Here is a 25,281-nt window from a genome sequence, read left to right as displayed (position 1 = left end):
GTAATTATGTCGAATAGAACTGAGTTGATGAAAAAGATACTAAAAAGTGAGCAGGCACAAAAAATTATTGATGAAATAAGCCCTGTATATGGAGAAAGCTATGTTTGCCTGTGGCTGTTCCAGATAATTGGGAGAGAATTGGACAAACTTGACGACTTTATACAGAATTTGAGAGATGAGACAGTCATTCAGACAGCTGATCAGTGGGCATTGAAATATTGGGAGGAACAATATGGAGAGATAGAGGCGCCTCATCTGCCGGAAGAAAAAAGAAGACAAAATATTATGGATAAGATAAGAAAGAATTATCATAATCCCAGACAGATGGAAAATGCTCTCTCTGCGCTTACCGGATATCAAGTTCAAATTGAAGAGAATACAGAGAAAAATAACTTTGATGTGCTTGTTCGCGGATATACGCAGGATTTAACAGGAGCAAAGGAGTTTATAGACAAAGTAAAGCCAGCTCATTTAACTTATGAAATCAGAGTCTCAGAGCTGATACAGGCAGTTGTAAATATATACTGCGGATGTGCTATATCTGAACATGAACATTATGAGGTAACAGTACTTTACCTCGATGCAGAAATTACAAGGTAGGGGGAATAAAATGAATATTTGGGGAAATACAGTGATTACAAATAAAGGGAAGGATCTTCATGCAAAACTTTATAATGGGAACACTTTAAAGTTTACAAGAGTAGAGGCAGGAGCAGGGAAAGCAGAAGTACCGGATCTGCGGTATCAAACAGAAGTTCTTCAGATGAAAGATAAGCTTTCTGTCCAAGGCGTAGATACATCAGGTAATGTTACATCAGTATTGGTTATGCTGGATAATTTAAAAATTACAGAACGTTATGATTTATGGCAGATTGGTTTTTACGCAGAGGATCCGGACGAAGGAGAAATACTTTATTGCCTTGCACAGGCGACCGAAGCAAAAGTAATTCCTGCAAAAGATGAGAGCAAAGGTTATACTATATCATGGAAATTTGATTTTAAAAGCGGAGGAGATGAATATCCTGAAATAAAAATGGAACCAGCAGGTTTTGTTTCCTCTGAAACATTCGCAAAACATAGAGACAATCAGGAATGTCATGTTTCCGTAGAAGAAAAGGGAATCTATAATGATAAGTATACAAAAAAAGAGACAGATCAACTATTCCAGCAGTTTCTCGAACAGATTTATCCGGTTGGAAGTATTTATACCAGTGTAACAAATGTCAATCCATCTGCTTTCCTTGGAGGAAAATGGGAAAGGTTCGGAAATGGACGAACATTATTCGGGGTTGATGAAAATGACGGATATTTTAACAGTGCACAAAAATCTGGGGGACAGAAAAATGCAGTGGCTGTCAGTCACAATCATGGTATTCAAGGATTTAACTGTAATGAAGGCGGTTATCATAACCATTCTGTAACAAATGTACACTTTTATGATAAAGCTACGGCAAAGGGTGATAACTATGCCAGATGGAATTCTTCCGGAAATAAAACAACAACATGGGGGTCTGTGACATATGGTGGAAAGCATCAGCATTGGATTCCATGGCATCAGACAGATGCGAAGGGAGAAAGTGGTGAAGGGAAGAATCTTCCGCCTTATATTTGTGTATATTTTTGGAGAAGAACAGCTTAGTCAAAATATGTGATATAATGATTAAAAAGTAAACGGATTGTTACAGGAGAAAAGATTATGAGCATTCAGGATGAGGAATATTATTGGAATAATGATAATAGCAACACCGTTATTATACTATCGCTTTGTACTATTGCAGTCAGTATTTTTATATATCACATAGGAATCAAAAATATGCTGTTAGGAGTGTTTCTGCTGATTTATTCTGTTTTGTGTGTGGATATATTAATTAGAGAAACGAGAGCAAAAATACAGGGAAAGAAATAGTAATGGTTGAATATTATCATTCAACAGCTCATTCTATAAAACAGTCTGTTATTAATATTTACCTTAAAGAGGAAAAAAATCTTAAAGTACGGTTGGATATTTTCCCGGCCTTAGCGACAAGAGAGGTTTTTTATGAAATCGTAAAAAGGTGGAAACCTGAGAAAGCAGAGGAAATAGCAAAAAAGCTGGAAGAAGACATATGTATACAAATTTAGAAGGAGCAGAAGCTCCTTCTTTTTTGGAAAAAGGAGGGATTATCAATGGAAGACTGGGAAATAGAGTTAATGCAAACACCAAATACTATTCCATCATATATGATGGGAGAATATCAGAGAATGAAATATAGAAGAAAATATAGGTCTTCCAATAAAGTAGTTGAACCAGGATATATTACAGGTGCTTCAAATTATTCAATGATTGGAGCTATAGAAAAAGGATTGAATCTTACAAAATTTAGCCGGATTAGCAAGTTACTATTTTACTGAATGGATGGGAAAAGCTTATGATGAGGCGCCGGTGTGGGCAAAGACAAAACAAGGGCAGCAAGCTATGAATGAGGCAAAAAATAATCAGAAGAAGCAATTGAAAGGGGTACGATTTGATACACTCAGTCCAAAGTTCATTCAGAGCAATCTGGATCAGTATGGCGGAAAGAAAAGAACAGGGTTGGATATCATTCGGCGCTCCCAAAAAAGATTTGAATCTTCCTATCAAAAAAGTGGAATGTGGAGAAAAACTGCAGAAATAAATAATAATGCAAGATATCAAGAGAAAAATTTCACTAAAAGGCAGCAGGCAATATCCAGACCGACAAAAAGTCAGACAAATAAATCCATATTATATTTTGACCGTTTGATAAAAAGGCAGAAAAACAATGTTAAAAACTATTGGACAAAACGAGTGAGAGGTGCAGAGAACTTTATTAAAAAACATTTTGGGTTTTTTAAAAGAATCAAAAAAAATGCAAATGGAAGTTTTGTTTCGGGTCCAATATTGAGCTGGGTTGGTGAGGACGGACCTGAAGTGATTATTCCTTTAAGTGGGAAGAAGAAATATCTGATGAGCTTTGTAATATTCTAGCGGAATCGTTAGAAAGTGCATATCAGAATATCTCAGCTGTAAATTCTGTGTTATAATTTAGTTACAACAATACAATGATTCGGAGGGATAGAGATAATTTGTCATAATTGCGGCAAAGAGAACAGGGAGGATGCTCTGTACCGCGAATGGTGCGGCTTAAAGCTGGAGGCTTTAAATGAAAAGGACCAGTAATTTCGTCTGTTCCTGAGCAGGAAAAAGCGGAATACCGGTATCTTTTGGAGTGTTGTAACACTTTTCTATGCATGGTTAGCATTAAGTTATTGGTTTGTCTGGTTTGGAGCCGTTTATAGTGTAGTCGTTATTATTTTAAGGTTTGTACAGGCGGAAAAAGTAAAAAATCTATCCGCAGACCTGGTACAGTCTTATCAGAACAAGAAGAAGCTTCTCATCGTAACTCTCATTGTGAATGTGTTAGTTAGATGGTTTCCGGTGGCTCTCGCAGGGTATTGGAACGATAAGATCAAGATTAACTATGTGATGAAAAGTCTTGAGTTTGTAAAACAGTGACAGGAAAATAAAAAGACCAGGAAACAAAAATTTGATTTTGTTTCCTGGCCTTTTTTATTTGAATTGGTTTTCAACATAATTCCGCATTTCCTGCCGGGTCTTCATCTGTTTGGCACCGTCGATGACCTGACGCTGTTGGTCAGAAGTCAGCGAAGAAAATGCAGACAGGGCATTTTCGTGCTGTGCCAGTTCCATCGTAAAGCCAATTGGAATATCTTCATTTCTCATAGTCATCACCTCAGAAATAGTATGACCGGAATCAGACAAAAAATACGGAAATAACATTTTATGCATTGCAATCAGTCGTAATCGTCATAATCATCGTCGTCGTCCCATTCCACATAGACGTGGACATAGGCTTTTACCTTCGGGTTATCTTTGCAAGTCAGCGTGATGGTTGCTCTTCCAGGTTTTTTGCCATAGATATAACCTTTGGAATTGACAGTCGCAACTTTTTTGTTGCTGGAAGAAAACGTTACCTTTTTGTTTGTGGCAGTCCGGGGATAAACCTTGTATTCGATGTCTTCCCAATCATGAACATCTACATCGGTGTAGCGGTCTTCCACCCAGATTCTGGTTGGCTTTGTATACTTCTTTTTTGCTTTTTTCTTTACCGTGATAGTACAGGTCTTTTTCTTCTTTGTACCCCGGATACGGCAGGTGATTTTAGCTTTTCCGGTTTTCACTGCTTTTACAGTGATGTCATCATCTCTGCGGTCTCTGCTTACAATCTTCACAATTTTTTTGTTGCTGGTAGACCAGATCAGCTGGTCATCGTCGTAGTCAGAAGGACGCGCATAGGCTTCCAGTTCAAATTTTTGTCCAACCCGAAGGGTTTTCTTTGAATAGTTCAGCCTTCTTATAGAAGTCGGTTTTGGATCGTCCTCATCGGCATGGATGCTGAGCGGTGACATAATGACCGTCAGACTTAACAATGCTGCCAGTACAGCAGGCAGTAATTTTTTTATTTTCATATTCTCCTCCCATGAATCTTTAATCGTCATATTCTACAATAACATATACATAAGCTTTTACTTTCGGATTTGCTTTACATGTCAGTGTGATCTTTGTTCTGCCCGGGCGGATTCCTCTTACATCACCCCGGGAGTTTACTGTTGCTATTTTTGTGTTGCTGGAACGGAAGGTTACTTTTTTGTTCGTAGCTTTTTTTGGATATACCTTATAATCAATATCCTCAGTATCATTCACGTCTACATCCATCCGTTTATCATCCAGTTTGATCTTTGTCGGTTTTATGTATTTCTTTTTCACTTTTTTCTTTACGGTTACTGTACAGGTTTTCTTTTTCTTTGTTCCGCGGATGCGGCAGGTGATCTTTACTTTTCCGGTTTTCATGGCTTTTAATGTAATATCATCGTCTCTGCGGTCTTTGCTGATAATTTTTACGATTTTTTTGTTGCCGGTAGACCAGATGAGCTGATCGTCATCATAATCATATGGTCTGGCATAAGCCTTCAATTCAAATTTCTGCCCGACTCTGACAGTCCTCTTTTTATAGTTGAGTTTTCGGATAGAAGTGGGTTTCGGGTCATCGCTGTCTGCATGGATTACTGCAGGGGACAGGGAAAGGGAAAGTCCCATCATGAATCCCATAAACATTAACAAAATTTTTTTGATTTTCATGGCTTTTTACCTCCTTCGTCATTAAATACGTTTGCAGTGATAAATATCTTCCGGCCTGCCTCGTATGCTGACAGGAAGCAGGCCTGAGATATTTAAAATTAAATTCAGCTGTTAATCATCAATACCGAACTTGTTTTCTAAAGAATCTTCTGCAAAATCAAGTTTGTCTTCGAGAGCGTCAATCTTGCGCTCGATGTCTTTATATTTTTCAGCAGAGAGTTTTCCGGTATCATATTGATGCTCGTAATCGTCATCCAGAGTATCAAGTTCATGGTCGATCGCATCCAGTTCTTTCTTTAAGCTATAAAATTTATCTTGATTTTTGGAAGCGTTGGAAGCGGGTTTTGCCGCCTGGATTTTCTTTGTAATCTTTGAGATTTTTGTCTCATATTTGCTGAAATCAGGTGTGTCGGAAGTGGTTGTCTGAGTCGCTGTTGACTTTTCAGTGGCTTTTTCAGTTCCCTTCGCTGTTGTGGCGATATCCTGTGTGGTAGTTGATTCGGCCTGATCCTTCGGGGTACTCTGGCATCCTGCAAATAAGAATACAAATGTAAGGCAGGCTAATATGGCTGTTATTTTAATTTTCATAATAAAATCTCCTTTCTTATATTTTTGATAACTTTATTATAGTTCCCGATTATTAAAATTAAATTAAAACATTTTCATAAAATTACATTTATATTATAATAGTTCCATATGGAGGTATGACATGCGCCTGTTAATTGTGGAAGACGAAGGGGATTTAAGAAGCATCTTAAAAAAGAAACTGAAGAAAGAGCATTATACCGTAGATGACTGCGGAAACGGCCTGGATGCACTGGATTATATCTCCATGGCAGATTATGACGGCATAATTCTGGATATTATGCTTCCTGGACTTGACGGACTGGAACTGCTGAGAAAGATCCGGAGAGAGGGCAGCGACACGCCGGTATTGTTTCTGACTGCAAGAGACGGCATTGAAGACCGCGTGAAGGGCCTGGACCTTGGAGCCGACGACTACCTTGTAAAACCTTTTTCGTTTGAAGAACTTATGGCCAGGGTGCGGGTCATGATGCGGAGGAAACCGGCCCTGGTTTCTAACCGGCTGACGATTGATGACCTGGTCCTGGACTGTGAATCAAAGGAAGTTACCCGTGCAGATAAAAAGATATCTCTTTCCAGCAAAGAATTTATGGTCCTTGAATATATGCTGAGAAATCAGAATATTGTGCTGTCCAGGGATCAGATTGAAAAGCATGCATGGAACTATAATTTTGAGGGCGGATCTAATGTGGTGGATGTCTACATCCGTTATCTGAGGAAGAAGATTGATGAAGGATTTGGCTGTAAGCTGATCCACACGGTGAGAGGCGTTGGATACGTTCTGAGGAAAGAAGTATGAGACGATTTTCGATTAAAAAAAGAGTTACCCTTTGGTATACAGGGATGATCGCTGTCGTGCTGGCAGCAGTATTTGCAGGGGTTTTCATATTTATCAATCAGCTGGAACTGTCCAAGACAGAGGAAGATCTTCAGGGAATGGTAGCCGACTTTGCTCACGATATAGAGTTCCAGAACGGAACCTATTATCTGGACCCGGAGGTAGACTATTATGACGACGGCGTCATGTTTTGTATCTATGATCAGGAAGGAAGGCTGCTGCACGGCAGTATGCCCGTGGAGTTTCCGAAAGAAACAAAGCTTCAGTCTCATGAAGTCCGAAACATAGAGAAGGGAAGCAAGCAGTGGATGATCTATGACGCCGCTTATCAGTACGGTACAGGAAAGGCCATCTGGATCAGAGGGATCGTTTCTATACATGGCATGGAACAGATTATGCATATGGTTCTGCTGGCCTTTTTAGCTGTATATCCGCTCCTGATTCTGGCCATTGGGCTGATCGGATACATGATGACGAAGAAAGCTCTAAAGCCGGTAGATGATATATGTACTACCGCAGGGGACATCAGCAGCGGTGCGGATTTGTCAAAACGTCTCCCGGAGCCAAAATCGGAAGATGAAATGCGTCAGCTGACATGTACGTTCAATGAAATGTTTGACCGTCTGGAAGCATCATTTGAGGATGAAAAACAGTTTACTTCCGATGTCTCCCACGAACTAAGGACTCCGGTTTCTGTGATCATAGCACAGTGTGAATATGCCCTGGAGGAAGATACACTCAGTCAAGAACAGAAACATGAGATTCAGATTGTTCTTCGCCAGGCTAAGAAAATGTCGGATCTTATCTCACAGCTTTTGATGATTGCCCGGAGCGAGAGAGGAAAAGAGAATTTCCAGTTTGAGCCTGTGGATATGAGTATGCTGGCAGAAATGACATTGGAGGAATTGTCACAGAGAGCCGATGAAAAAAGGATTCATCTGCTGAGTGAGATCGAGCCCGGCCTCACAGCCAGAGGAGACCAGATGCTTCTGACCAGGATGCTGATTAATCTGGTGGAGAATTCCATTGACTATGGAAAGAGAAATGGAATAGTGAAAGTATCGCTGTTCAAAAAAGACGGGAAAATCCGGGGAATAGTGAAGGATGACGGACAGGGCATCGGAGCGGAACATTTAGACAAGATATGGAACCGTTTTTACCGCGCTGACAGGAGCAGGAACAGCCAAAATCAAGTCAGGGGTACCGGTCTGGGCCTGTCTATGGTAAGATGGATTGTCAGGATACATGAAGGACAGATTTGGGTAAAAAGTAAGGAAGGAGAAGGTTCAGAATTTATCTTTGAATTAAAGGAAAAGTAATTATGGAAAAGAGAGAAAAGTTTTCGTCGAGGATTGGATTTATCTTAATATCGGCAGGATGCGCCATAGGGATCGGAAATGTATGGAGGTTTCCGTTTGTAACCGGACAGTACGGAGGAGCTGCCTTCGTATTGGTATATTTGTTTTTCTTATTTGCGCTGGGACTGCCGATCATGGTCATGGAGTTTTCAGTGGGGCGTGCCAGCCAGAAAAGTATCGCAACTTCGTTTCAGACATTGGAGCCCGAGGGAACAAAGTGGCATTGGTACAGCTATTTCGGAATGGCAGGAAACTATCTGCTGATGATGTTTTATACGACTGTGGCAGGATGGATGATCAGTTATTTCTTCAAGATGCTGAAAGGCGATTTTGTGGGTAAAAATCCGAAACAGGTTGAGGCTGTGTTCGGAGAACTTTTATCAAAGCCGGAAGTGCTGATTTTCTGGATGCTGGTTGTCATTATTGTTGGATTTTTAATCTGTTCTCTGGGGCTTCAGAATGGTGTGGAAAAGATTACTACAGTCATGATGTCTTGTTTATTTGTGGTTATTCTTGTGCTGGTCATAAGAGCAGTCACACTTCCGGGGGCCTCAAAAGGGCTTGCATTCTATCTTGTGCCGGATTTCCAGGCCATGAAGGAGCAGGGAATCATGAAAGTAGTCTCTGCGGCTATGGGACAGGCGTTCTTTACGCTGAGCCTTGGGATCGGAGCTATCGCAATTTTCGGAAGCTATATTGACCGGTCTTACCGTCTGACAGGAGAAGCTGTCAGCGTGGCCGTATTGGATACACTTGTAGCTCTTATGTCAGGACTGATTATCTTTCCGGCCTGCTTTGCTTTCGGAGTGCGGCCGGACAGCGGACCAAACCTGGTATTTATCACACTGCCGAATGTATTTAACGAGATGCCGGGTGCCAGGATATGGGGAGCCCTGTTCTTCCTGTTTATGTCCTTTGCGGCGCTGTCGACAATCATAGCAGTGTTTCAGAATATCATTTCTTTTGCACAGGATTTATGGGGCTGGACAGTCAAGAAAGCGAGTGTTTTCAACGGGATACTGATCACCATATTGTCGCTTCCGTGTGCACTCGGATTCAATGTGTGGAGCCATATCATGCCTTTTGGGGCGAAAAGTACGATCCAGGATCTGGAGGATTTTATTGTGAGCAACAATATTCTTCCGCTGGGGTCTTTAGTGTATCTGCTGTTCTGTGTGACGAAATACGGCTGGGGATGGAAAAACTTCAGCGAAGAGGCCAATGCGGGAAAAGGAATCAAATATCCGGAATGGACGAGGAAATATGTTACGTTTATTCTTCCGCTGATCGTTATCTTTATTTTTGTACAGGGTTATATCGACAAATTCAAATAAAACGGCAGGATGGCAAAAGGGTCTTGGAATTATCCAGGGCCCTTTCCCTTTACTTAACCTATAAGCTGATCACGCTGCCTGTTTTCATATAGCGCACTTTTTCTTTCATTGTTTTTTTCAATACCCGGAAAGCGGGAATACCCGTACAGTGGCCGGTATAGACACAGGAGATATTCCGTTTAAGCAGTTGTCTTCCAAGCTCCTGGATGTCTTCCGGCCTGCCGCTCATACTGCCCGGACCCCGGAGCCCCATGGTATGAAAACCGCCGAATACATAAGAGACCTTCTTATCTGCTGTCTTCAGGGCGTAATTTACTTCGTCAATGATAGAAACAACACCTGCATGGCAGCAACTGTTGAACAGAACCAGATCATTTTCACGCTCAAATACGAGACTCTGCTCGTGGCTGAAATTATCAGGACTGAAACCGTTTTTTGACTTAATATACATGTGTCCGCGGCGGCCTCTCTCCGAAAGTCCGGGAATGCTGTGTGAGACCGTCCAGACGCCTGGCTCTGTTTCCACTGTGCCGGACATAAACCTGAGACGGTTTCGATAGTTCTTAAGAACACCCTTCGGTACACCGATGTATTGTCTGTACAGCAGGAATTTAGAATAACAATTTTCTCTGACAGCCTTTTGAAGATAAAGCACCGCTTTTGAATTCTCGGAGAAGAATTCCCGGTACCCGCCGGAGTGATCGTAATGAGCGTGGGAGAGAAAGGCTGCATCCACATCGGAAAGACAGATGCCCAGCCGGTGCGCATTTTCTGCAAATTGTCCGGAGGCACCGGTATCCAGAAGATAGTTTTTCCCTTTATACTCAATATGCATTGCCAGTCCGTGTTCTCTGCACAGAGAGTCCGGAGCCTGATTCTCAATGAGAGTCGTAATTTTCATATGATCTTCCTCCTGAAACGATGATTAATTGTCTGTTTTTTCCTTTGGTATCGCTACATTTAAGACGATAGCAACCAGAGCCGCGGGAACGATCCCGGAGCCGCCGAAGATCAGCTGAACTGCCTGAGGAAGGTTTGCCAGGGCCTGGGCGTTGGCACCGAGTCCATAGCCGAGTCCTAAAGCCACAGATACGATGGTTACAACCCGGTTGCTTACTCCGTCTTTGGTGATCAGCTGGATTCCGCTGACTACGATGGAAGCGAACATCATAACCGCAGCTCCGCCGAGCACGGACTGGGGCATGATGGAGACCAATGCCGCCAGTTTGGGAAACAGTCCGCAGATTACAAGGAAGCCTGCGCCCATGGAAATAGAATATAAGTTGACAACCTTTGTCATTCCCACAAGACCTACGTTCTGACTAAAGGATGTATTTGGGAGCACTCCGAAAACAGAAGCGAAGGAAGATCCCAAACCGTCACAGATCACGCCGCCGGAGAGTTCTTTATCGGTGGCTTCTCTGGACAATCCTCCCTCTGTGATGCCGGAAATATCGCCTATCGTCTCAACAGAAGTCACGATAAACATAATGGCGATCGGTATGATAGCCTTCAGGTCAAATACGATCTTGACGGGCATGAGCTTAGGAAGAGAGAACCAGCCGGCATCGGCCATTTTATCCCAATTTAAAACCCAGGAAGCTGTCTGCACGGCACCCTCTGCATTTGTATAGGTAGTGGGCAGAAACAGGCCCATGACAGCGCAGAGAATGTAGCCCACGATAACACCGATCAGAATAGAGGAACTGCTGGTTACACCTTTTGTGAAATGCTTTAAGACAACGATCACAATCAGTACCACAGCTCCCACAAAAAGGTTCGGGAGGGAACCGAAATCCCCAGCTCCGGAGCCGCCTCCGAAAGAATTGATCCCCACAGAGATCAGGGACAGACCGATGGCCATGACCACTGTACCGGTGACCACAGACGGAAAAAACTTTCGCAGGGGCTTTAAGAAAAATCCCAGAACCCCTTCAAACAGGCCGCCGATGATGCTCGCTCCCAGAATGGCTCCGTATGCTGCCACTCCGCCGCCCATAGAGGCTGCCACCCCGGAACACACTCCGATAAACCCGGAGCTGGTACCCATGACGACCGGAAGGCGGGCACCCACTGGTCCAATGGTGAACAGCTGTACAAAGGTTACGAGGCCGGCTACCAGCATGGCATTTTGTAAGATAGATACCTGAAGAGGGCTGCCTGCACCGATGCCGCAGGCGCCGGCGATCAGGATGATCGGAGTCAGATTTCCTGCAAACATTGCCAGGACATGCTGCAGTCCTAAAAGGACAGCCTGGGGAAAGGGAATTCTTCCTTCCAGATCATGAGCGGACGAAAATGATTGGTTTTTCATATAAATCTCCTTTTTAATATTAGATAATGAAGAAAACCGGAGGACAATTTTCTCTTCCCTGAGGGAATCTTCTCCGGTTTGCCTATTTAAAGTAGCACAGCAGACGAAGAATGTCAAAAAAAGACGCATCACAGAAGAATCCATAAAAAATAAACGGGGAAAATATAAGATAAACGGTAATAAAAAAGGAAAAATAAGGGTCAGTAAAAGTTTTCATGACAATAAAACAGCCACTTATTACATTGACGCACAAAAATCTGAAATATGATGTATAATAAATCTAAATTCAAGGTTCCCTCCCTTGAATTAGAGATAACCCTCTCTCACACATTAAGTGTATTTTGGTATAATGAAAGGCCTTCCATCGCCAGGTGGAAGGCCTTTCATTTTTGCATCCGTCAAAATTTTTCTTAGTCAAGGGCTTTTGCCACTTCATACAGCTTCATCCCATTGGATGCTTTGATCAGTACTACATCATGTTCTGATAGATAATTCTTTAAATAAGATATCAGATCATGATTGGAAGCGAACCATTTCGTTTTTAGTGAGGGATTCTTTTTTTGTGCAGCTTTTGCATATTCTTTGGAAAGGGTTCCCGTGATGTATAGATCCGTAATATCTGCCGTGCCCAGGAATTCGCCGACTTCCCTGTGGTAATCCGGAGAATCTGGTCCCAGCTCCAGCATATCGGACAGAACCGCGACTTTTTTTCCACTGTCCTGATAATCTGATAAAATTTTAAGACCTGCTTTCATAGAATCGGGACTGGCATTGTAGGCGTCATCAATGACCGTGTATCCATGCATTTTGAGAATGTTCTGGCGCTGTCCGGAAAATGTGGCAAGCTGCCGTTTGATCGTTTCCATCGGAACATCATAGGCAAGGCCCAGGGCGATTGCGGCAAGGGCGTTGGAGACATTGTGATCCCCAAGAACATTTAAAATGATTGGTTCCCTCATATCTTCATGGACGAAAGTAAAATGGGTCTGACCATTGATCTCTTTTACTTCCTCAGCACGATAGGAGCAGTCTTCTGAAAATCCAAAAAATTTATATGAATGTGTCACATAACCGATATGTTTTCGGATCATATCATTGTCGCCGTTTAAGTACAGTACGCCGTTTTTGGCCAGACCGTTCTGGATATCCAGTTTTTCACGGCAGATATTGTCCCGGCTTCCCATCTGTTCAATATGGGAGACACCTACATTTGTGACTACCGCAGCATTTGGGCGAATGATCTCTCCGAGAATCGTAATCTGCCCCGGTTCACTCATACCCATCTCCAGCACTCCGATCTCATCCTTTGATGTGAGGCGGTCCAGGGTCAAGGGCACACCGACCTGGCTGTTCTGGTTTCCAATGGTCTCAAACACACGGTATTTGCCCTTCAGCACATGGGCGATCATCTCGCGGGTCGTGGTTTTTCCAACACTTCCTGTAATTCCGATGATCGGAAGGGACATTTTATTTCTATAATAAGATGCGATCTGCTGCATGGCCTTTAAGGTATCCGGCACCCTGATAAATGGATGCGGACCTTCTGCGCGGTCATGTTCCTGAGTCAGAGCAGCTCCGCCGTCTTTCAGGGCGCTGTCGATAAATTTATGTGCGTTTACACGTTCACCGATGATGGGTACAAACAAGGTATCCGGCCCCACTGTTCTGGAGTCTGTGCTTATGCGTTTGATCGGCATAGAAGAATCGCCGCACAGAAGGGTGCCGCCGGTTGCAGCTAAAATATCCTGAATGGTCATATGTTCCATAATCTTACTCCTTTATCTTCTTATCTTTTCCTTAGCATTATAGCACAGGAAATGGTTTTGTGGTAAAATCTATATATCTGTATAGAATTGTTGTTCGATCAATCGAAGGAGGACATGTTATGAGAAAGAAAAAACTGATATTTGCCGGACTGCTGGCTGTGGCTGCTGCAGCGGGATTAGCCGGATGCAGTAATGATAATACAAAGAAGGCAACAAAAGCTTCCACTGAGGCAGAAAAGACCACGGCAAAGAAAAAGACAACAGGGAAAAAAGCCGCAGCCACAACGGCAGAATCAAAGAAGCCGGTTGTAAAAGAGTGTACCATCTATGCGCCGGATGACAATGTGGAGACATTGATTCAGGGAAAGGTAAAGATCCAGGATGTGACGGCGCAGAAGCTGCTGAAAGAGATGATCAAGATGGGAACCCTGGAAGAGGGGACGAAGATCAACTCTTTCCAGATCAAGAAGCAGACAGCCTACGTCGACTTTAATAATACATTTGAAAAGACCCTGCGCAGGATGGGCAGCTCCGGTGAAGTGCTGACAGTTCAGGCAGTGACAAAGACCATCTGTGAGAATCTTGGCACAAAGTCAATGAAGTTTACGGTGGAGGGGAAAGTATTAGAGACCGGACATAATATTTACGATGAGCCTCAGAGACCGGGTGAAGAATAATTACAGGAGAGAAAGTCCATGAGTTTTACACACTTACATGTTCATACAGAATACAGTCTGCTGGATGGATCCAGTAAGATCAAGGAGCTTGTGCATCAGACCAAAGAACTGGGGATGGACAGCATTGCCATCACAGACCATGGCGCCATGTATGGAGTCATTGATTTCTATAAGGCAGCCAAAGCTGAAGGCATCAAGCCAATCATTGGATGTGAGATCTATGTGACGGCTGGATCCAGATTTGAAAAGGACGGCAGACAGGGCAGCAACAATTATTTCCATCTGGTCCTTTTGGCTGAAAATGACCAGGGGTATCACAACCTGATGAAGATTGTATCCAGAGGATTTACAGAAGGGTTTTACTATAAGCCGAGAGTAGATTATGAAGTGCTGGAGACTTACAGTGAAGGCATCATTGCGCTGAGTGCCTGTCTGGGAGGAGAGATCCCTACTTATATCAGAGAAGGAGACTATGAGAAGGCAAAAGAAGCTGCCCTGAGGCTGGAGAAGATCTTCGGCAAGGGCAATTTCTTTCTGGAGCTCCAGGATCATGGGATCAGTGAGCAGACAACAGTCAACTCAGCCCTGCTGAAGATGTCCAAGGAGACAGGGATCGAGCTGGTGGCCACCAATGATCTCCACTATACCTTTGCGGAGGACGTGGAGCCCCATGATATCCTGCTGTGCATCCAGACCGGAAAAAAAGTGGCGGATGAGGACAGGATGCGGTATGAAGGCGGACAATATTATCTCAAATCACCTGAGGAGATGGAACGGCTTTTTCCGTATGCCAGAGAAGCCATAGACAATACAGAAAAGATAGCAAAGCGGTGCAATGTGGAGATTATCTTCGGAGAGCAGAAGGTGCCGAAGTTTGACGTGCCTGAGGGTTATACATCTACTTCTTATTTAAAAAAGCTTTGTGATGAGGGCATCAGCCGCCGTTACAAAGAGGTGTCCGGGGAACTCAGAGACCGTCTGGAATTTGAGCTGGACACGATTGAAAATATGGGATATGTGGACTATTTCCTGATCGTATGGGATTTTATCCGCTATGCCAAAGACCATGGTATCGCTGTGGGACCCGGGCGGGGATCTGCGGCGGGAAGTATTGTATCCTACTGTCTGGAGATCACAGATATTGAACCCACCAAATACCAGCTTCTGTTTGAGCGCTTCCTGAATCCGGAGCGTGTATCCATGCCGGATATTGATATTGATTTCTGTTATGAGCGCAGGCAGGAAGTCATTGACTATGTGGTGGAGAAGTATGGAAAAGATAAGGTGGTTCAGATCATAACGTTCGGAACTATGGCGGCCAGGGCGGTCATCCGGGACGTGGGAAGAGTTCTGGATATTCCTTACGCCAAGGTGGACAGCATTGCAAAAATGGTGCCCAATGAGCTGAATATCACCATAGAGGGGGCGTTGAAAAAAAGTCCTGATCTGAAAAAGGCATATGCGGAAGATGAAGAAACAAAATATCTTATCGACATGTCGAAGCGTCTGGAAGGACTGCCGAGGCACGCATCCATGCATGCCGCAGGCGTAGTGATCGGCAAGGATTCCATTGATGAGTTTGTGCCTTTGGCAAAAGGTACAGACGATGCCATAACGACGCAGTTTACCATGACCACCATCGAAGAATTGGGACTGCTCAAAATGGATTTCCTGGGACTCCGGACATTGACTGTCATCCAGGATGCGGTGCACCTGATTGAGAAGAAAGAGGGCAGGCCGTTTAACATTAATGATATCGATACGGAAGACGCAAAAGTCTATGAGATGATCGGCCAGGGAAAGACAGAGGGTGTGTTCCAGCTGGAAAGCGGCGGCATGAAATCTTTCATGAAGGAACTGAAGCCGGAGAGCCTGGAGGAGATCATCGCGGGTATCTCTCTTTACCGGCCGGGACCGATGGACTTTATCCCGAGATACGTTAAGGGAAAAGTAGATAAAGAGAGCATCCGCTATGACTGCCCGCAGCTGGAGAAGATCTTAAAGCCCACATATGGATGTATCGTATATCAGGAACAGGTAATGCAAATCGTAATGGAGCTGGCAGGATATACTCTCGGCCGCAGTGACCTTGTGCGCAGAGCCATGTCCAAAAAAAAGGGCGACGTCATGGTGAAGGAGCGGAAGAATTTTGTATATGGCAATGAAGAGGAAGGAATCCCCGGCTGTATCAAAAATGGCATCGACGAAAAGCTGGCAAATCATATCTGGGATGAGATGCTGGATTTTGCAAAGTATGCCTTTAATAAATCCCATGCGGCAGCCTATGCGGTGGTCTCTTATCAGACTGCTTATCTGAAATGCTACTATCGAAAAGAATTCATGGCTGCATTGCTGACCTCCGTTTTGGGAAACACTAATAAGGTATCAGAATATATCTATGCCTGCCGGAAGATGGGAATCAGGATACTGCCGCCGGATATCAATAAGGGCGAAGGAGCATTTTCCGTGGATGACGGATGTATCCGCTACGGGCTCAGCGCCATCAAGAGTCTTGGAAAGCCGGTCATAGAAGAGATCCTAAAGGAGAGATCCGAGCATGGGCCTTTCAGGAGCCTGAAAGATCTGGTGGAACGGCTGTCCAGTAAGGAAATGAACAAACGGACCGTGGAGAGCCTGATCAAATCCGGGGCACTGGACGGACTTGGGCGGACAAGGAAACAGCAGATGTTCGTCTACGCAAGTATCCTGGAGAGTGTCCAGAAGGAACGCAAACAGGAGATCTCCGGACAGATGAGCCTTTTAGACTTTATGTCGGAGGACCAGCAGGAGAGCTTTGAGATAAAGTACCCGGACGTTGGGGAATATGACAAAGAACAGAGACTGGCAATCGAAAAAGAGGTGCTGGGCATCTATGTAAGCGGACATCCGCTGGAAGACGATGTTGAGATCCTGGAGAGACTCACAACAGCCAGTACATCCGATTTTGTTGCGGAAGAAGAGACGGGGCAGCCGGTATTAAAGGATAAGCAGACCTGTATCATCGGAGGCATTATCAGTGACATGAATATAAAACTCACCAGAAACAACCAGAATATGGCGTTTCTGACGGTGGAAGATCTGATGGGAACAGTGGAAGTCATCGTATTTCCGAGAGAATTTAACAACTACCAGCATCTTCTCAAAGAGGATGCCAAGATCTTTGTAAAAGGAAATACCTCTATCTCAGAGGAAGAGAGCAAGATGATCTGCAGCCAGATCAGCACGTTTGACGACCTGTCCCAGGAGATTTGGGTACAGTTTGATGACAAGGACTGTTTTTTTGCAGAGCAGGAACGGTTTTATGAGATGCTGAAGCCTTACAGGGGCAGCAATCCGGTGATCGTCTATTGCAGGAAGGAGAGAGCCGTGAACAGACTGGACCGGGCTTTCGCGGTGAACAGTGAGAATGAACTCATATATGTACTTGGAGAACGATATGGAAAAGAAAATATCAGGATCAAGAAAACAGGGTTAAAATAATTATATTGAAAATCTTTAACAAATGCATTAAAATGAGTCTAACAAAATATAATTTTATGCTATTATTTGGAGGATTTTAACATGGGAACACCGAAAGTAAGAACAATTGGAGTACTGACCAGCGGAGGGGATGCACCCGCAATGAACGCTGCCACAAGAGCAGTCGTTAGAGTCGGTTTAGAGCGCGGTTTAAATGTAAAGGGTATCAGAAAAGGATATAATGGTTTATTGAATGAGGATATCATCGATCTGACTTCAAGACACACTGCAGATAGTATTTCACGGGGAGGAACCATCTTATTTACTGCCCGCTGTGATGAGTTTAAGACACCGGAAGGACAGAAGAGAGGCGCAGAGGTGTGCCGCGAACAGGGAATCGACGGACTTGTTGTCATCGGTGGAGACGGTTCTTTCCAGGGAGCGCAGAGACTTGCGGAACTTGGGATCAACACCATCGGAATTCCCGGCACCATCGACCTTGACATCGCATGTACCGAGTATACCATCGGATTTGATACAGCAGTCAACACGGCGATGGAAGCCATTGATAAGATCAGGGACACATCCACATCCCACGAGCGCTGCAGTATCGTTGAGGTAATGGGACGCGGCGCCGGATATATCGCACTGTGGTGCGGAATGGCAACCGGAGCGGAAGATATCCTGATCCCGGAAAGCTTTGACGGCAACATGCCGAAGTTAGAGCAGCAGATCATCGAACATCTGCTCAGGAACAGAGCGTTAGGAAAGACTCATCATATGATCATTAATGCGGAAGGTGTTGGACATTCCTACGGCATGGCCAAGAGGATCGAGGCAGCTACAGGAATTGAGACAAGAGCTACGATCTTAGGTCACATGCAGCGAGGCGGAAGCCCTACAGCAAAAGACAGGGTGTATGCTTCTATGATGGGAGCCTATGCAGTGGATCTTTTATGTGCAGGAAAGAGCAACCGTATCGTCGGATATCAGAACGGAAAGTTCATGGACATCGATATGGACGAGGGTCTGGCAATGGAAAAGCATGTGGATGACTATCAATTACAGATTGCCCATTTACTTGGAAAATAAAAAGATTTTATGGAAAAAGCGATCTTTTAAAGATGGCTTTTTCTGTATATAAGGAGAAATGAAAGGGAATGAAGAAGATTAAGCCGGTCCATATTATATTATTTGGATTCTTATTTGTCATACTGATTGGGTCTGTGCTGCTGACATTGCCGATCGCGTCAAGGAACGGCCACGCCACGCCTTATATTGACGCATTGTTTACATCCACAACATCTGTGTGTGTCACCGGGCTGGTGGTGGAGACAACGATGACTTACTGGAGTACTTTCGGACAGTTGGTGATCCTGGTGCTGATACAGCTGGGAGGTCTGGGTGTTATCACATTCACCACAGGAATGTTTTTGTTTCTGAAGAAAAAGCTGACAATGAAAAACAGAATCCTGATCCAGGAGTCCTTCAGCTTGAATACAATGTCCGGTCTCATAGAACTGGTCCGCAAGATTTTAAAGGGGACTTTTATTATAGAAGGGATCGGAGCGGCATTATTTGCAACACAGTTTATTCCGGAATTCGGTGTAAAATACGGCATATGGGCATCTGTTTTTAACTCTATTTCCGCTTTTTGCAACGCAGGGATCGATATCGTGCAGATGGATAGTCTCAGAAGCTACATTACAAACCCAGTAGTGAATTTTACTGTCATGGGGCTGATCATTTTAGGAGGCCTCGGTTTTATCGTTTGGAGGGACTTGCTACGGGTATTCAGGGAACTGATCCATAGGGAATTTCCGCTTCGCAGAGCTTTCGGAAAGCTGAGACTTCACTCTAAGATCGTATTGTCCACCACAGTGATTTTAATTTTTATCGGTACCGTATTTATTTTTATCTTTGAATATGCAAATACTAAAACAATAGGAAACCTTTCTCTTGGCAATAAGCTCATGGCATCTATGTTCCAGTCTGTCACAGTAAGAACGGCGGGATTTGAGACTGTTCCCCAGGCGGCGCTGACCGAGGGCTCCTCTCTGATCTCTATGATTCTTATGTTCATCGGAGGCTCTCCTGTGGGAACAGCAGGCGGAGTTAAGACGGTCACATTTGTTGTTTTGGTTTACTGTGTGCTCGTAACGGTCAAGCAGGAGGGAGCGATCCATATATTTAAGAGAACCATACCAATGCATGTTATACCAAAGGCACTGACGATCATTTGTGTCAATCTGATTGTACTGTTGTCTTCTATTTTGATCGTACTGGTATCTGACACCGCATCCTTTATGGATACATGTTATGAATGTGTCTCCGCACTTGGAACCGTGGGTCTTAGCAAGGGACTGACACCGGATTTGAGTGTGATCGGAAGGCTGGCGATCATCGTCACCATGTATCTGGGAAGGGTCGGTCCTGTCTCTTTGGCAGTGGGATTTGCAGTCCGGGGTAAAAAGAAAGTATTGGCAGCGTATCCGGAAGAAGATATTATTTTAGGATAAAAGCATATAAAGGAGTAAGGATAATGGGAAAATCATATGCAGTGCTTGGGCTTGGTAAATTTGGCAAGAGTGTGGCCTTAAATCTGATGAAAGATGGGGCGGAAGTGCTGGCAGTGGACCAGAAGGAAGAATTGGTCCGGGATATTGTGGATTATGTTACCTGTGCAGTCTGTGCGGATGTCACAGATATGGAAGTGATGAACAGCATCGGGCTGGAAGAGATGGACGGGGTGGTCATTGCCACTGCGGAAAGTCTGGAAGCCAGTGTTATGGCACTGATGATCGCAAAGGAGATCGGAGTTCCGTATATCCTTGCTAAGGCAGATGGAAGGCTGAAAGGAGAGATTCTAAAAAGGATCGGCGCCGATGAGGTGGTATATCCTGAGGAGGAAATGGGTGCCAGGACTGCCTACAATCTTGTGAGTGGAAAAGTGATGGACCTGTTTGACCTGTCATCCAAGACCAGTATCGTGGAGATCCATCTGAAAAAAGGCTGGGTTGGGAAAAATCTGCGCCAGCTGGATATCCGTGGGAAATATAACATCAATGTTGTGGCCATCCATAGTGGAGAAGATTTTAACGGGGCGCCGGATCCGGACCAGATATTAAATGAGCGCGACAGCCTGATTGTGATTGGAAATAAAGAAGATTTGATCAAGCTTAGATAAATGGAAGTGATGTCCGGACTGGGGTTTTCCTGTACCGGCTTTAGATAGTGGAGAAAAACTTATGATTACAACATCACAGAATAAACAGATCAAACAGGTGGTAAAATTACTGAAAAGTTCCAGAGAGAGAAAAAAGACCGGACTGTTTGTTATTGAGGGACTCCGCATGTTTCGGGAGATACCGGAGGACCGGAGAGAAAAAGTATTTGTCTCCAGTGATTTTATAAAGGAGCATAGAGAAATACTCCGGGGAATTTCTTTTGAGGAGGTATCTCCCCAAGTTTTCCGTGAGATCTCTGATACAGAGACACCCCAGGGGATTCTTTCCCTGGTGAGAATGGAGCAGACCCCGATTTCTGAAATATTCAAAAGGGACGGCAACAGCATTCTTTTGCTGGAGAACCTACAGGATCCGGGAAATCTGGGGACATTGATCAGGACCGGAGAAGGAGCAGGAGTCTGCTGTGTCATCATGAGTAAAGATACGGTGGATATCTACAACCCAAAAGTCATACGCTCTACTATGGGTTCCATCTTCCGGGTGCCGTTTTGTTATGTGGAGGATCTGGCTGAGATAGTGGAACTGTTAAAGCAGCGTTCCATTCATGTTTACGCGGCGCATCTGGACGGTTCAGATTACACGGATGAATGCTATGATAAAATCAGTGCATTTCTCATAGGCAACGAAGGGAATGGGCTGACAGACCGAATTGCGGCTTTGGCAGATAAGAGGATCAGGATCCCGATGGAAGGCCAGGTCGAATCATTAAATGCAGCTATGGCCGGAGGACTTCTCATGTATGAGGCCAGGAGGCAGAGAAAAGGAGGTAGCTGATTATGTATATGGTATACTGGTTGATAGCGGTCGCTGTTTTCCTCTTGTTGGAGATATTGACCCTGGGACTTACGAGCATCTGGTTTGCGGTCGGGTCTTTGGCAGCAGCCATCGGCGCGGGACTGGGCCTGCCATTTTTCGGGCAGTTGATCCTGGCCGCGGCAGTTTCCTGTGTCGTTTTTGTATTTGCAAGGCCGTGGGCCAAAAAATATCTGAACAGCAAGACAGAAAAGACCAATGCAGAGAGCCTGATTGGGAAGACAGGTATTGTTAAAAAAAGAATCATCAATATTAAAGGCCAGGGAATGGTCTACATCCAGGGTATGGATTGGACGGCGCGTTCTGCCGATGATGAGGAAATCCCGGAAGAGACAGAGGTAATCGTAGAGGAAATTAAAGGTGTGAAACTAATCGTGAGCAAGAAGTAGGAGGTGCAGAATGTTTATTTTATTATTGATCTTATTTTTCATTATCATCATGGCGATGCTTTCCAGCATCCGGATCGTTCCGCAGGCAAATGCCTATGTGGTGGAACGTCTGGGAGCATTCAAGGAAACGTGGTCTGTAGGGCTTCATATCAAGGTCCCGTTCATTGACCGAGTGGCAAGAAGAGTAAACCTGAAGGAACAGGTTGTGGATTTTCCACCTCAGCCGGTTATCACAAAAGACAATGTTACCATGCAGATTGATACAGTCGTCTATTTTCAGATCACAGATCCAAAGCTTTATTCATATGGAGTTGAGAATCCGATCATGGCCATCGAAAATCTGACAGCTACAACATTGAGAAATATCATCGGTGACCTGGAGCTTGACCAGACATTGACATCCAGAGAAACTATTAATACGAAGATGCGTGCTACTTTAGATGAAGCAACAGACCCATGGGGGATCAAAGTCAACCGAGTGGAATTAAAGAACATTATTCCGCCGTCAGCAATCCAGGATGCCATGGAAAAACAGATGAAGGCGGAGAGGGAGCGAAGAGAAGCGATCCTCCGTGCGGAAGGTGAAAAGAAATCCGCCATCCTCCGCGCAGAAGGCCATAAGGAATCAGTGATCCTGGAAGCAGAGGGTGACAAAGAATCTGCGATCCTCCGTGCAGAGGCGAATAAAGAAGCGACCATCAGGGAGTCTGAGGGACAGGCGGAAGCGATCAAACAGATCCAGAAGGCTAACGCAGACGGTATCGAATTCTTAAAGAAAGCCTCCCCAGATAATGCGGTACTCCAGTTAAAGAGCCTGGAAGCATTTGCAAAGGCGGCAGACGGAAAAGCTACGAAGATCATTGTCCCATCTGAGATCCAGGGAATCGCAGGACTGGTGAAATCCATCACGGAAGTGGCCGCGGACGAAAAACCTTCTCTAAGGGACGAAATTGAAGAGAGTTTGACCAATTCTTCAAAATAAGATATAATATCCATTAGTGTGTACTTTTTCAAAACGAAAAGGCACGAATATTATCATTTAGGAGGAAAAAGGAATGAGATTGAAAAAAGTTTTAGCAGTAGGTCTCGCAGCTGTCATGGGGATCAGCCTGGTTGCATGCGGCGGCGGAAATAAGAAAGACTCCAAGGAAAAGACATATAAGATTGCATCTGACACAACATTTACACCATTTGAATTTGAGGATAAGGATGGTAACCGTGTAGGAATCGACCTTGATTTATTAGATGCGATTGCAAAAGAAGAAGGATTCAAGTACAAAGTGACAGCGGTTGGTTTCGATGCTGCCATGGCTTCTGTAGAGTCCGGACAGAGCGACGCAATGATCGCCGGTATGTCTATAACCAAGGAAAGAAAGCAGAAATACGATTTTTCTGAAGCTTACTATGATTCTAAAGTCGCTTTCGCTGTAAAAAAAGGCGGAAAGACATTTGATAATATTAAAGACAAGAAAAAAGCAGAAAAAGAAGCACTTTCCAGCCTGAAAGGAAAGACAGTGGCAGCAAAAGTAGGTACGGTAGGTGCCACATATGCCAATGAAAATGCTGAAAAGTATGGCTATAAAGTAAGACAGTTCAAGGATTCACCGACAATGTACCAGGCAGTGCTGACAGGAAATGCAGCCGCATGCTTTGAAGATTTCCCGGTCATCTCTTATCAGATTGGGCAGAAGAATCTGAAATTACAGGTAGCTTTCACATCCGAGAGCGGAAGCCAGTATGGATTTGCTGTAAAGAAGGGCAAAAACTCTGAACTCGTAGAGAAGTTTAACAGCGGATTAAAGAAGATTAAAGACAACGGAAAATATCAGGAAATTGTAGATAAATATACAAAGACTAAGTAGGCGGACAGATTATGAACTTTATAGAACTATTTCAACAGTATTTTCCGTCATTCTCGACGGCGCTGGGACTGACACTGCAGCTTGCCCTGGCTTCTCTGATCTGTGCCAGCATCATCGGTATTATCTTTGGTATGTTCAGCGTATCAAAAAACAAGATACTGAATATTATCTGCAAGATTTACGTAGATATTATCCGGGGAACTCCTCTTGTCGTACAGGTATTTATCATGTACTACGGAGTGGCGGGAGCCTTTCTGCAGCCTATGGATTTAAACTGGGATGATTTCGGAGGTCCTTTTATGGCTGCCGTAGTAGCCCTCAGTTTAAATGCCGGCGCATATATGGCTGAGATCGTCCGCGGGGGGATCGAGTCTGTGGACAAGGGCCAGATGGAGGCGGCAAGAAGCCTCGGACTGCCTTACGGAAAGGCCATGTCAAAGGTCATTCTTCCGCAGGCGATCAGGACAATGCTTCCTTCTATCATTAACCAGTTCATTATTTCCATTAAGGATACCTCTCTGGTGTATGCCATCGGTATCCGGGAACTTACGATGAACAGCCAGATCATTACGGCGAACGAGCCGACCTCTGTCATGAGCATTTATGTGATGGCAGCTATCTATTACCTGGTGATCTGCACCATCCTTTCTAAGGTGGCAAATATTGTGGAAAGGAAGTTGTCTTATGGAAAATAAAGATAATAAAAAAGTGAAGGTTCAAGTAAAAGGGCTGGTCAAGAGTTTCGGTGAGTTAGAGGTATTAAAAGGAATGGATCTGGAAGTCGCAGACGGAGAGGTCGTATGTCTGATCGGACCTTCCGGTTCCGGAAAGAGTACATTTTTAAGGTGCCTTAATCGCCTTGAAACTATCACTGGCGGAGAAGTTGTTGTCGACGGATTCGACATCACGGACAAGGGTACAGATATTAACAAAGTGAGAGAGAATATCGGCATGGTATTCCAGCACTTCAATCTGTTCCCGCACAAGACCGTACTGGAAAACATCACAATGGCCCCGGTACAGTTAAAGAAAATGACATTGGACGAAGCCAAGACTGTCGGAAGAAACTTACTGAAAGATGTGGGACTCGAAGAAAAGGCCGATGTCTATCCGGCACAGCTTTCCGGAGGACAGAAACAGCGTGTGGCGATTGCGAGAGCGCTTGCCATGCATCCTGACATCATGCTGTTTGACGAGCCGACCAGCGCGCTGGACCCGGAGATGGTCGGTGAAGTTCTAAATGTTATGAAACAGCTGGCCAAAAACGGAATGACCATGGTTGTTGTGACACATGAGATGGGCTTTGCGAGAGAAGTTGCGGACCGTATCATCTTCATGGACGGTGGATATATCGTCGAACAGGGAGAACCGCATGAGCTGCTGGCCAATCCAAAGGAACCAAGAACCATTAATTTCTTAAATCAGGTATTATAATAAACGATACAGAGCAACCGCTTCTTATGATATGAAAATAAGAAGC

At 44.3% G+C, this 25,281-nt stretch carries 27 protein-coding genes; 20 read left to right on the top strand and 7 right to left on the bottom strand.

Translation table 11 applies throughout. The features are described from left to right. Positions 1-6 precede the first annotated feature (6 nt). Genes P8F77_RS14980 through P8F77_RS14955 form a run of 6 tightly spaced genes read left to right on the top strand, consistent with a single transcriptional unit; the run spans position 7 to position 2,986 of the window. Positions 7-600 carry a putative phage tail protein gene (locus tag P8F77_RS14980; RefSeq protein ID WP_024726526.1) on the top strand — a complete coding sequence of 198 codons (594 nt, stop codon included), beginning with the start codon at positions 7-9 and terminating at the stop codon, positions 598-600. A gap of 10 nt (positions 601-610) precedes the next feature. After that, positions 611-1,639 carry a hypothetical protein gene (locus P8F77_RS14975; RefSeq protein ID WP_024726527.1) on the top strand — a complete coding sequence of 343 codons (1,029 nt, stop codon included), beginning with the start codon at positions 611-613 and terminating at the stop codon, positions 1,637-1,639. A 57-nt stretch (positions 1,640-1,696) separates the two neighbouring features. Continuing rightward, positions 1,697-1,906, top strand: a complete 210-nt coding sequence (locus tag P8F77_RS14970) for a hypothetical protein (protein WP_024726528.1) — start codon at positions 1,697-1,699, stop codon at positions 1,904-1,906. A 2-nt stretch (positions 1,907-1,908) separates the two neighbouring features. After that, positions 1,909-2,121 carry a hypothetical protein gene (locus tag P8F77_RS14965; RefSeq protein WP_024726529.1) on the top strand — a complete coding sequence of 71 codons (213 nt, stop codon included), beginning with the start codon at positions 1,909-1,911 and terminating at the stop codon, positions 2,119-2,121. Positions 2,122-2,166: 45 nt separating this feature from the next. Next, positions 2,167-2,391, top strand: a complete 225-nt coding sequence (locus P8F77_RS14960; protein ID WP_143266056.1) for a hypothetical protein — start codon at positions 2,167-2,169, stop codon at positions 2,389-2,391. A gap of 4 nt (positions 2,392-2,395) precedes the next feature. After that, a complete protein-coding gene (locus tag P8F77_RS14955) occupies positions 2,396-2,986 on the top strand; it encodes a hypothetical protein (RefSeq protein WP_347256162.1) in 591 nt (196 codons plus the stop codon). Between the two features lie 582 nt (positions 2,987-3,568). On the opposite strand, the gene P8F77_RS14950 is transcribed toward P8F77_RS14955, so the two are convergent. The 4 genes from P8F77_RS14950 to P8F77_RS14935 form a co-directional block, all read right to left on the bottom strand. Further along, positions 3,569-3,742 carry a YdeI/OmpD-associated family protein gene (locus tag P8F77_RS14950; RefSeq protein ID WP_022261054.1) on the bottom strand — a complete coding sequence of 58 codons (174 nt, stop codon included), beginning with the start codon at positions 3,740-3,742 and terminating at the stop codon, positions 3,569-3,571. Positions 3,743-3,813: 71 nt separating this feature from the next. Beyond that, complete coding sequence (locus P8F77_RS14945) at positions 3,814-4,488, bottom strand: Ig-like domain-containing protein (RefSeq protein WP_024726532.1); 675 nt, start codon at positions 4,486-4,488, stop codon at positions 3,814-3,816. Positions 4,489-4,507: 19 nt separating this feature from the next. Continuing rightward, a complete protein-coding gene (locus P8F77_RS14940) occupies positions 4,508-5,158 on the bottom strand; it encodes an Ig-like domain-containing protein (RefSeq protein WP_024726533.1) in 651 nt (216 codons plus the stop codon). Between the two features lie 111 nt (positions 5,159-5,269). Next, positions 5,270-5,746 (bottom strand): entericidin EcnA/B family protein, encoded by a 477-nt coding sequence (locus P8F77_RS14935; RefSeq protein WP_024726534.1) that lies wholly within the window; start codon positions 5,744-5,746, stop codon positions 5,270-5,272. Positions 5,747-5,867: 121 nt separating this feature from the next. On the opposite strand from P8F77_RS14935, the gene P8F77_RS14930 reads away from it, so the two are divergent. From P8F77_RS14930 to P8F77_RS14920, 3 genes are read left to right on the top strand one after another with little or no spacing between them, the layout of a single operon-like run. Beyond that, the gene (locus tag P8F77_RS14930) at positions 5,868-6,542 is read left to right on the top strand and encodes a response regulator transcription factor (protein WP_287517188.1); all 675 of its coding nucleotides are present in this window, start codon (positions 5,868-5,870) and stop codon (positions 6,540-6,542) included. Then, the gene (locus tag P8F77_RS14925) at positions 6,539-7,900 is read left to right on the top strand and encodes a HAMP domain-containing sensor histidine kinase (RefSeq protein WP_287517189.1); all 1,362 of its coding nucleotides are present in this window, start codon (positions 6,539-6,541) and stop codon (positions 7,898-7,900) included. The genes P8F77_RS14930 and P8F77_RS14925 overlap by 4 nt, the downstream gene beginning before the upstream one ends. A gap of 2 nt (positions 7,901-7,902) precedes the next feature. Then, positions 7,903-9,273, top strand: coding sequence for a sodium-dependent transporter (locus tag P8F77_RS14920; protein WP_287517190.1), 1,371 nt, complete (start codon positions 7,903-7,905; stop codon positions 9,271-9,273). A 58-nt stretch (positions 9,274-9,331) separates the two neighbouring features. On the opposite strand, the gene P8F77_RS14915 is transcribed toward P8F77_RS14920, so the two are convergent. From P8F77_RS14915 to murF, 3 genes are all read right to left on the bottom strand, one after another. Further along, positions 9,332-10,174, bottom strand: a complete 843-nt coding sequence (locus P8F77_RS14915) for an MBL fold metallo-hydrolase (RefSeq protein WP_287517191.1) — start codon at positions 10,172-10,174, stop codon at positions 9,332-9,334. A 24-nt stretch (positions 10,175-10,198) separates the two neighbouring features. Then, positions 10,199-11,587: a solute carrier family 23 protein gene (locus tag P8F77_RS14910; protein ID WP_287517192.1), complete on the bottom strand. Its 1,389-nt coding sequence runs from the start codon at positions 11,585-11,587 to the stop codon at positions 10,199-10,201. A gap of 410 nt (positions 11,588-11,997) precedes the next feature. Then, positions 11,998-13,353: a UDP-N-acetylmuramoyl-tripeptide--D-alanyl-D-alanine ligase gene (murF, locus tag P8F77_RS14905; RefSeq protein ID WP_287517193.1), complete on the bottom strand. Its 1,356-nt coding sequence runs from the start codon at positions 13,351-13,353 to the stop codon at positions 11,998-12,000. A 119-nt stretch (positions 13,354-13,472) separates the two neighbouring features. Here murF and P8F77_RS14900 point away from each other — a divergent pair, with 119 nt between their 5' ends. The 11 genes from P8F77_RS14900 to P8F77_RS14850 all read left to right on the top strand — a co-directional run bounded on the left by P8F77_RS14900 (position 13,473) and on the right by P8F77_RS14850 (position 25,235). Then, positions 13,473-14,030 (top strand): GerMN domain-containing protein, encoded by a 558-nt coding sequence (locus P8F77_RS14900; RefSeq protein ID WP_287517194.1) that lies wholly within the window; start codon positions 13,473-13,475, stop codon positions 14,028-14,030. An 18-nt stretch (positions 14,031-14,048) separates the two neighbouring features. Further along, complete coding sequence (locus P8F77_RS14895) at positions 14,049-17,510, top strand: DNA polymerase III subunit alpha (protein ID WP_287517195.1); 3,462 nt, start codon at positions 14,049-14,051, stop codon at positions 17,508-17,510. Positions 17,511-17,591: 81 nt separating this feature from the next. Next, positions 17,592-18,581 (top strand): 6-phosphofructokinase, encoded by a 990-nt coding sequence (pfkA, locus tag P8F77_RS14890; protein ID WP_006566089.1) that lies wholly within the window; start codon positions 17,592-17,594, stop codon positions 18,579-18,581. Positions 18,582-18,649: 68 nt separating this feature from the next. Then, on the top strand, positions 18,650-20,008 hold the full coding sequence (locus P8F77_RS14885; RefSeq protein WP_024726544.1) for a potassium transporter TrkG: 1,359 nt from the start codon (positions 18,650-18,652) through the stop codon (positions 20,006-20,008). Between the two features lie 23 nt (positions 20,009-20,031). Then, entirely contained in the window at positions 20,032-20,676 is a 645-nt protein-coding gene (locus P8F77_RS14880) for a TrkA family potassium uptake protein (RefSeq protein WP_024726545.1), read from the top strand. 61 nt (positions 20,677-20,737) lie between these two features. Further along, positions 20,738-21,511: an RNA methyltransferase gene (locus tag P8F77_RS14875; RefSeq protein WP_024726546.1), complete on the top strand. Its 774-nt coding sequence runs from the start codon at positions 20,738-20,740 to the stop codon at positions 21,509-21,511. A gap of 8 nt (positions 21,512-21,519) precedes the next feature. Continuing rightward, a complete protein-coding gene (locus tag P8F77_RS14870) occupies positions 21,520-21,939 on the top strand; it encodes an NfeD family protein (protein WP_347256161.1) in 420 nt (139 codons plus the stop codon). 10 nt (positions 21,940-21,949) lie between these two features. After that, positions 21,950-22,921, top strand: a complete 972-nt coding sequence (locus P8F77_RS14865) for an SPFH domain-containing protein (protein WP_024726548.1) — start codon at positions 21,950-21,952, stop codon at positions 22,919-22,921. Between the two features lie 73 nt (positions 22,922-22,994). Beyond that, positions 22,995-23,801, top strand: a complete 807-nt coding sequence (locus P8F77_RS14860) for a transporter substrate-binding domain-containing protein (protein ID WP_024726549.1) — start codon at positions 22,995-22,997, stop codon at positions 23,799-23,801. An 11-nt stretch (positions 23,802-23,812) separates the two neighbouring features. Then, complete coding sequence (locus P8F77_RS14855; protein ID WP_024726550.1) at positions 23,813-24,496, top strand: amino acid ABC transporter permease; 684 nt, start codon at positions 23,813-23,815, stop codon at positions 24,494-24,496. Beyond that, a complete protein-coding gene (locus tag P8F77_RS14850) occupies positions 24,486-25,235 on the top strand; it encodes an amino acid ABC transporter ATP-binding protein (protein ID WP_006565743.1) in 750 nt (249 codons plus the stop codon). The genes P8F77_RS14855 and P8F77_RS14850 overlap by 11 nt, the downstream gene beginning before the upstream one ends. Positions 25,236-25,281 lie beyond the last annotated feature (46 nt).

It is taken from the genome of Anaerostipes sp. PC18 (assembly GCF_039789045.1).
Lineage (GTDB): Bacteria > Bacillota > Clostridia > Lachnospirales > Lachnospiraceae > Anaerostipes > Anaerostipes hominis.
This window is presented reverse-complemented; position numbering and strand designations above follow the sequence as displayed.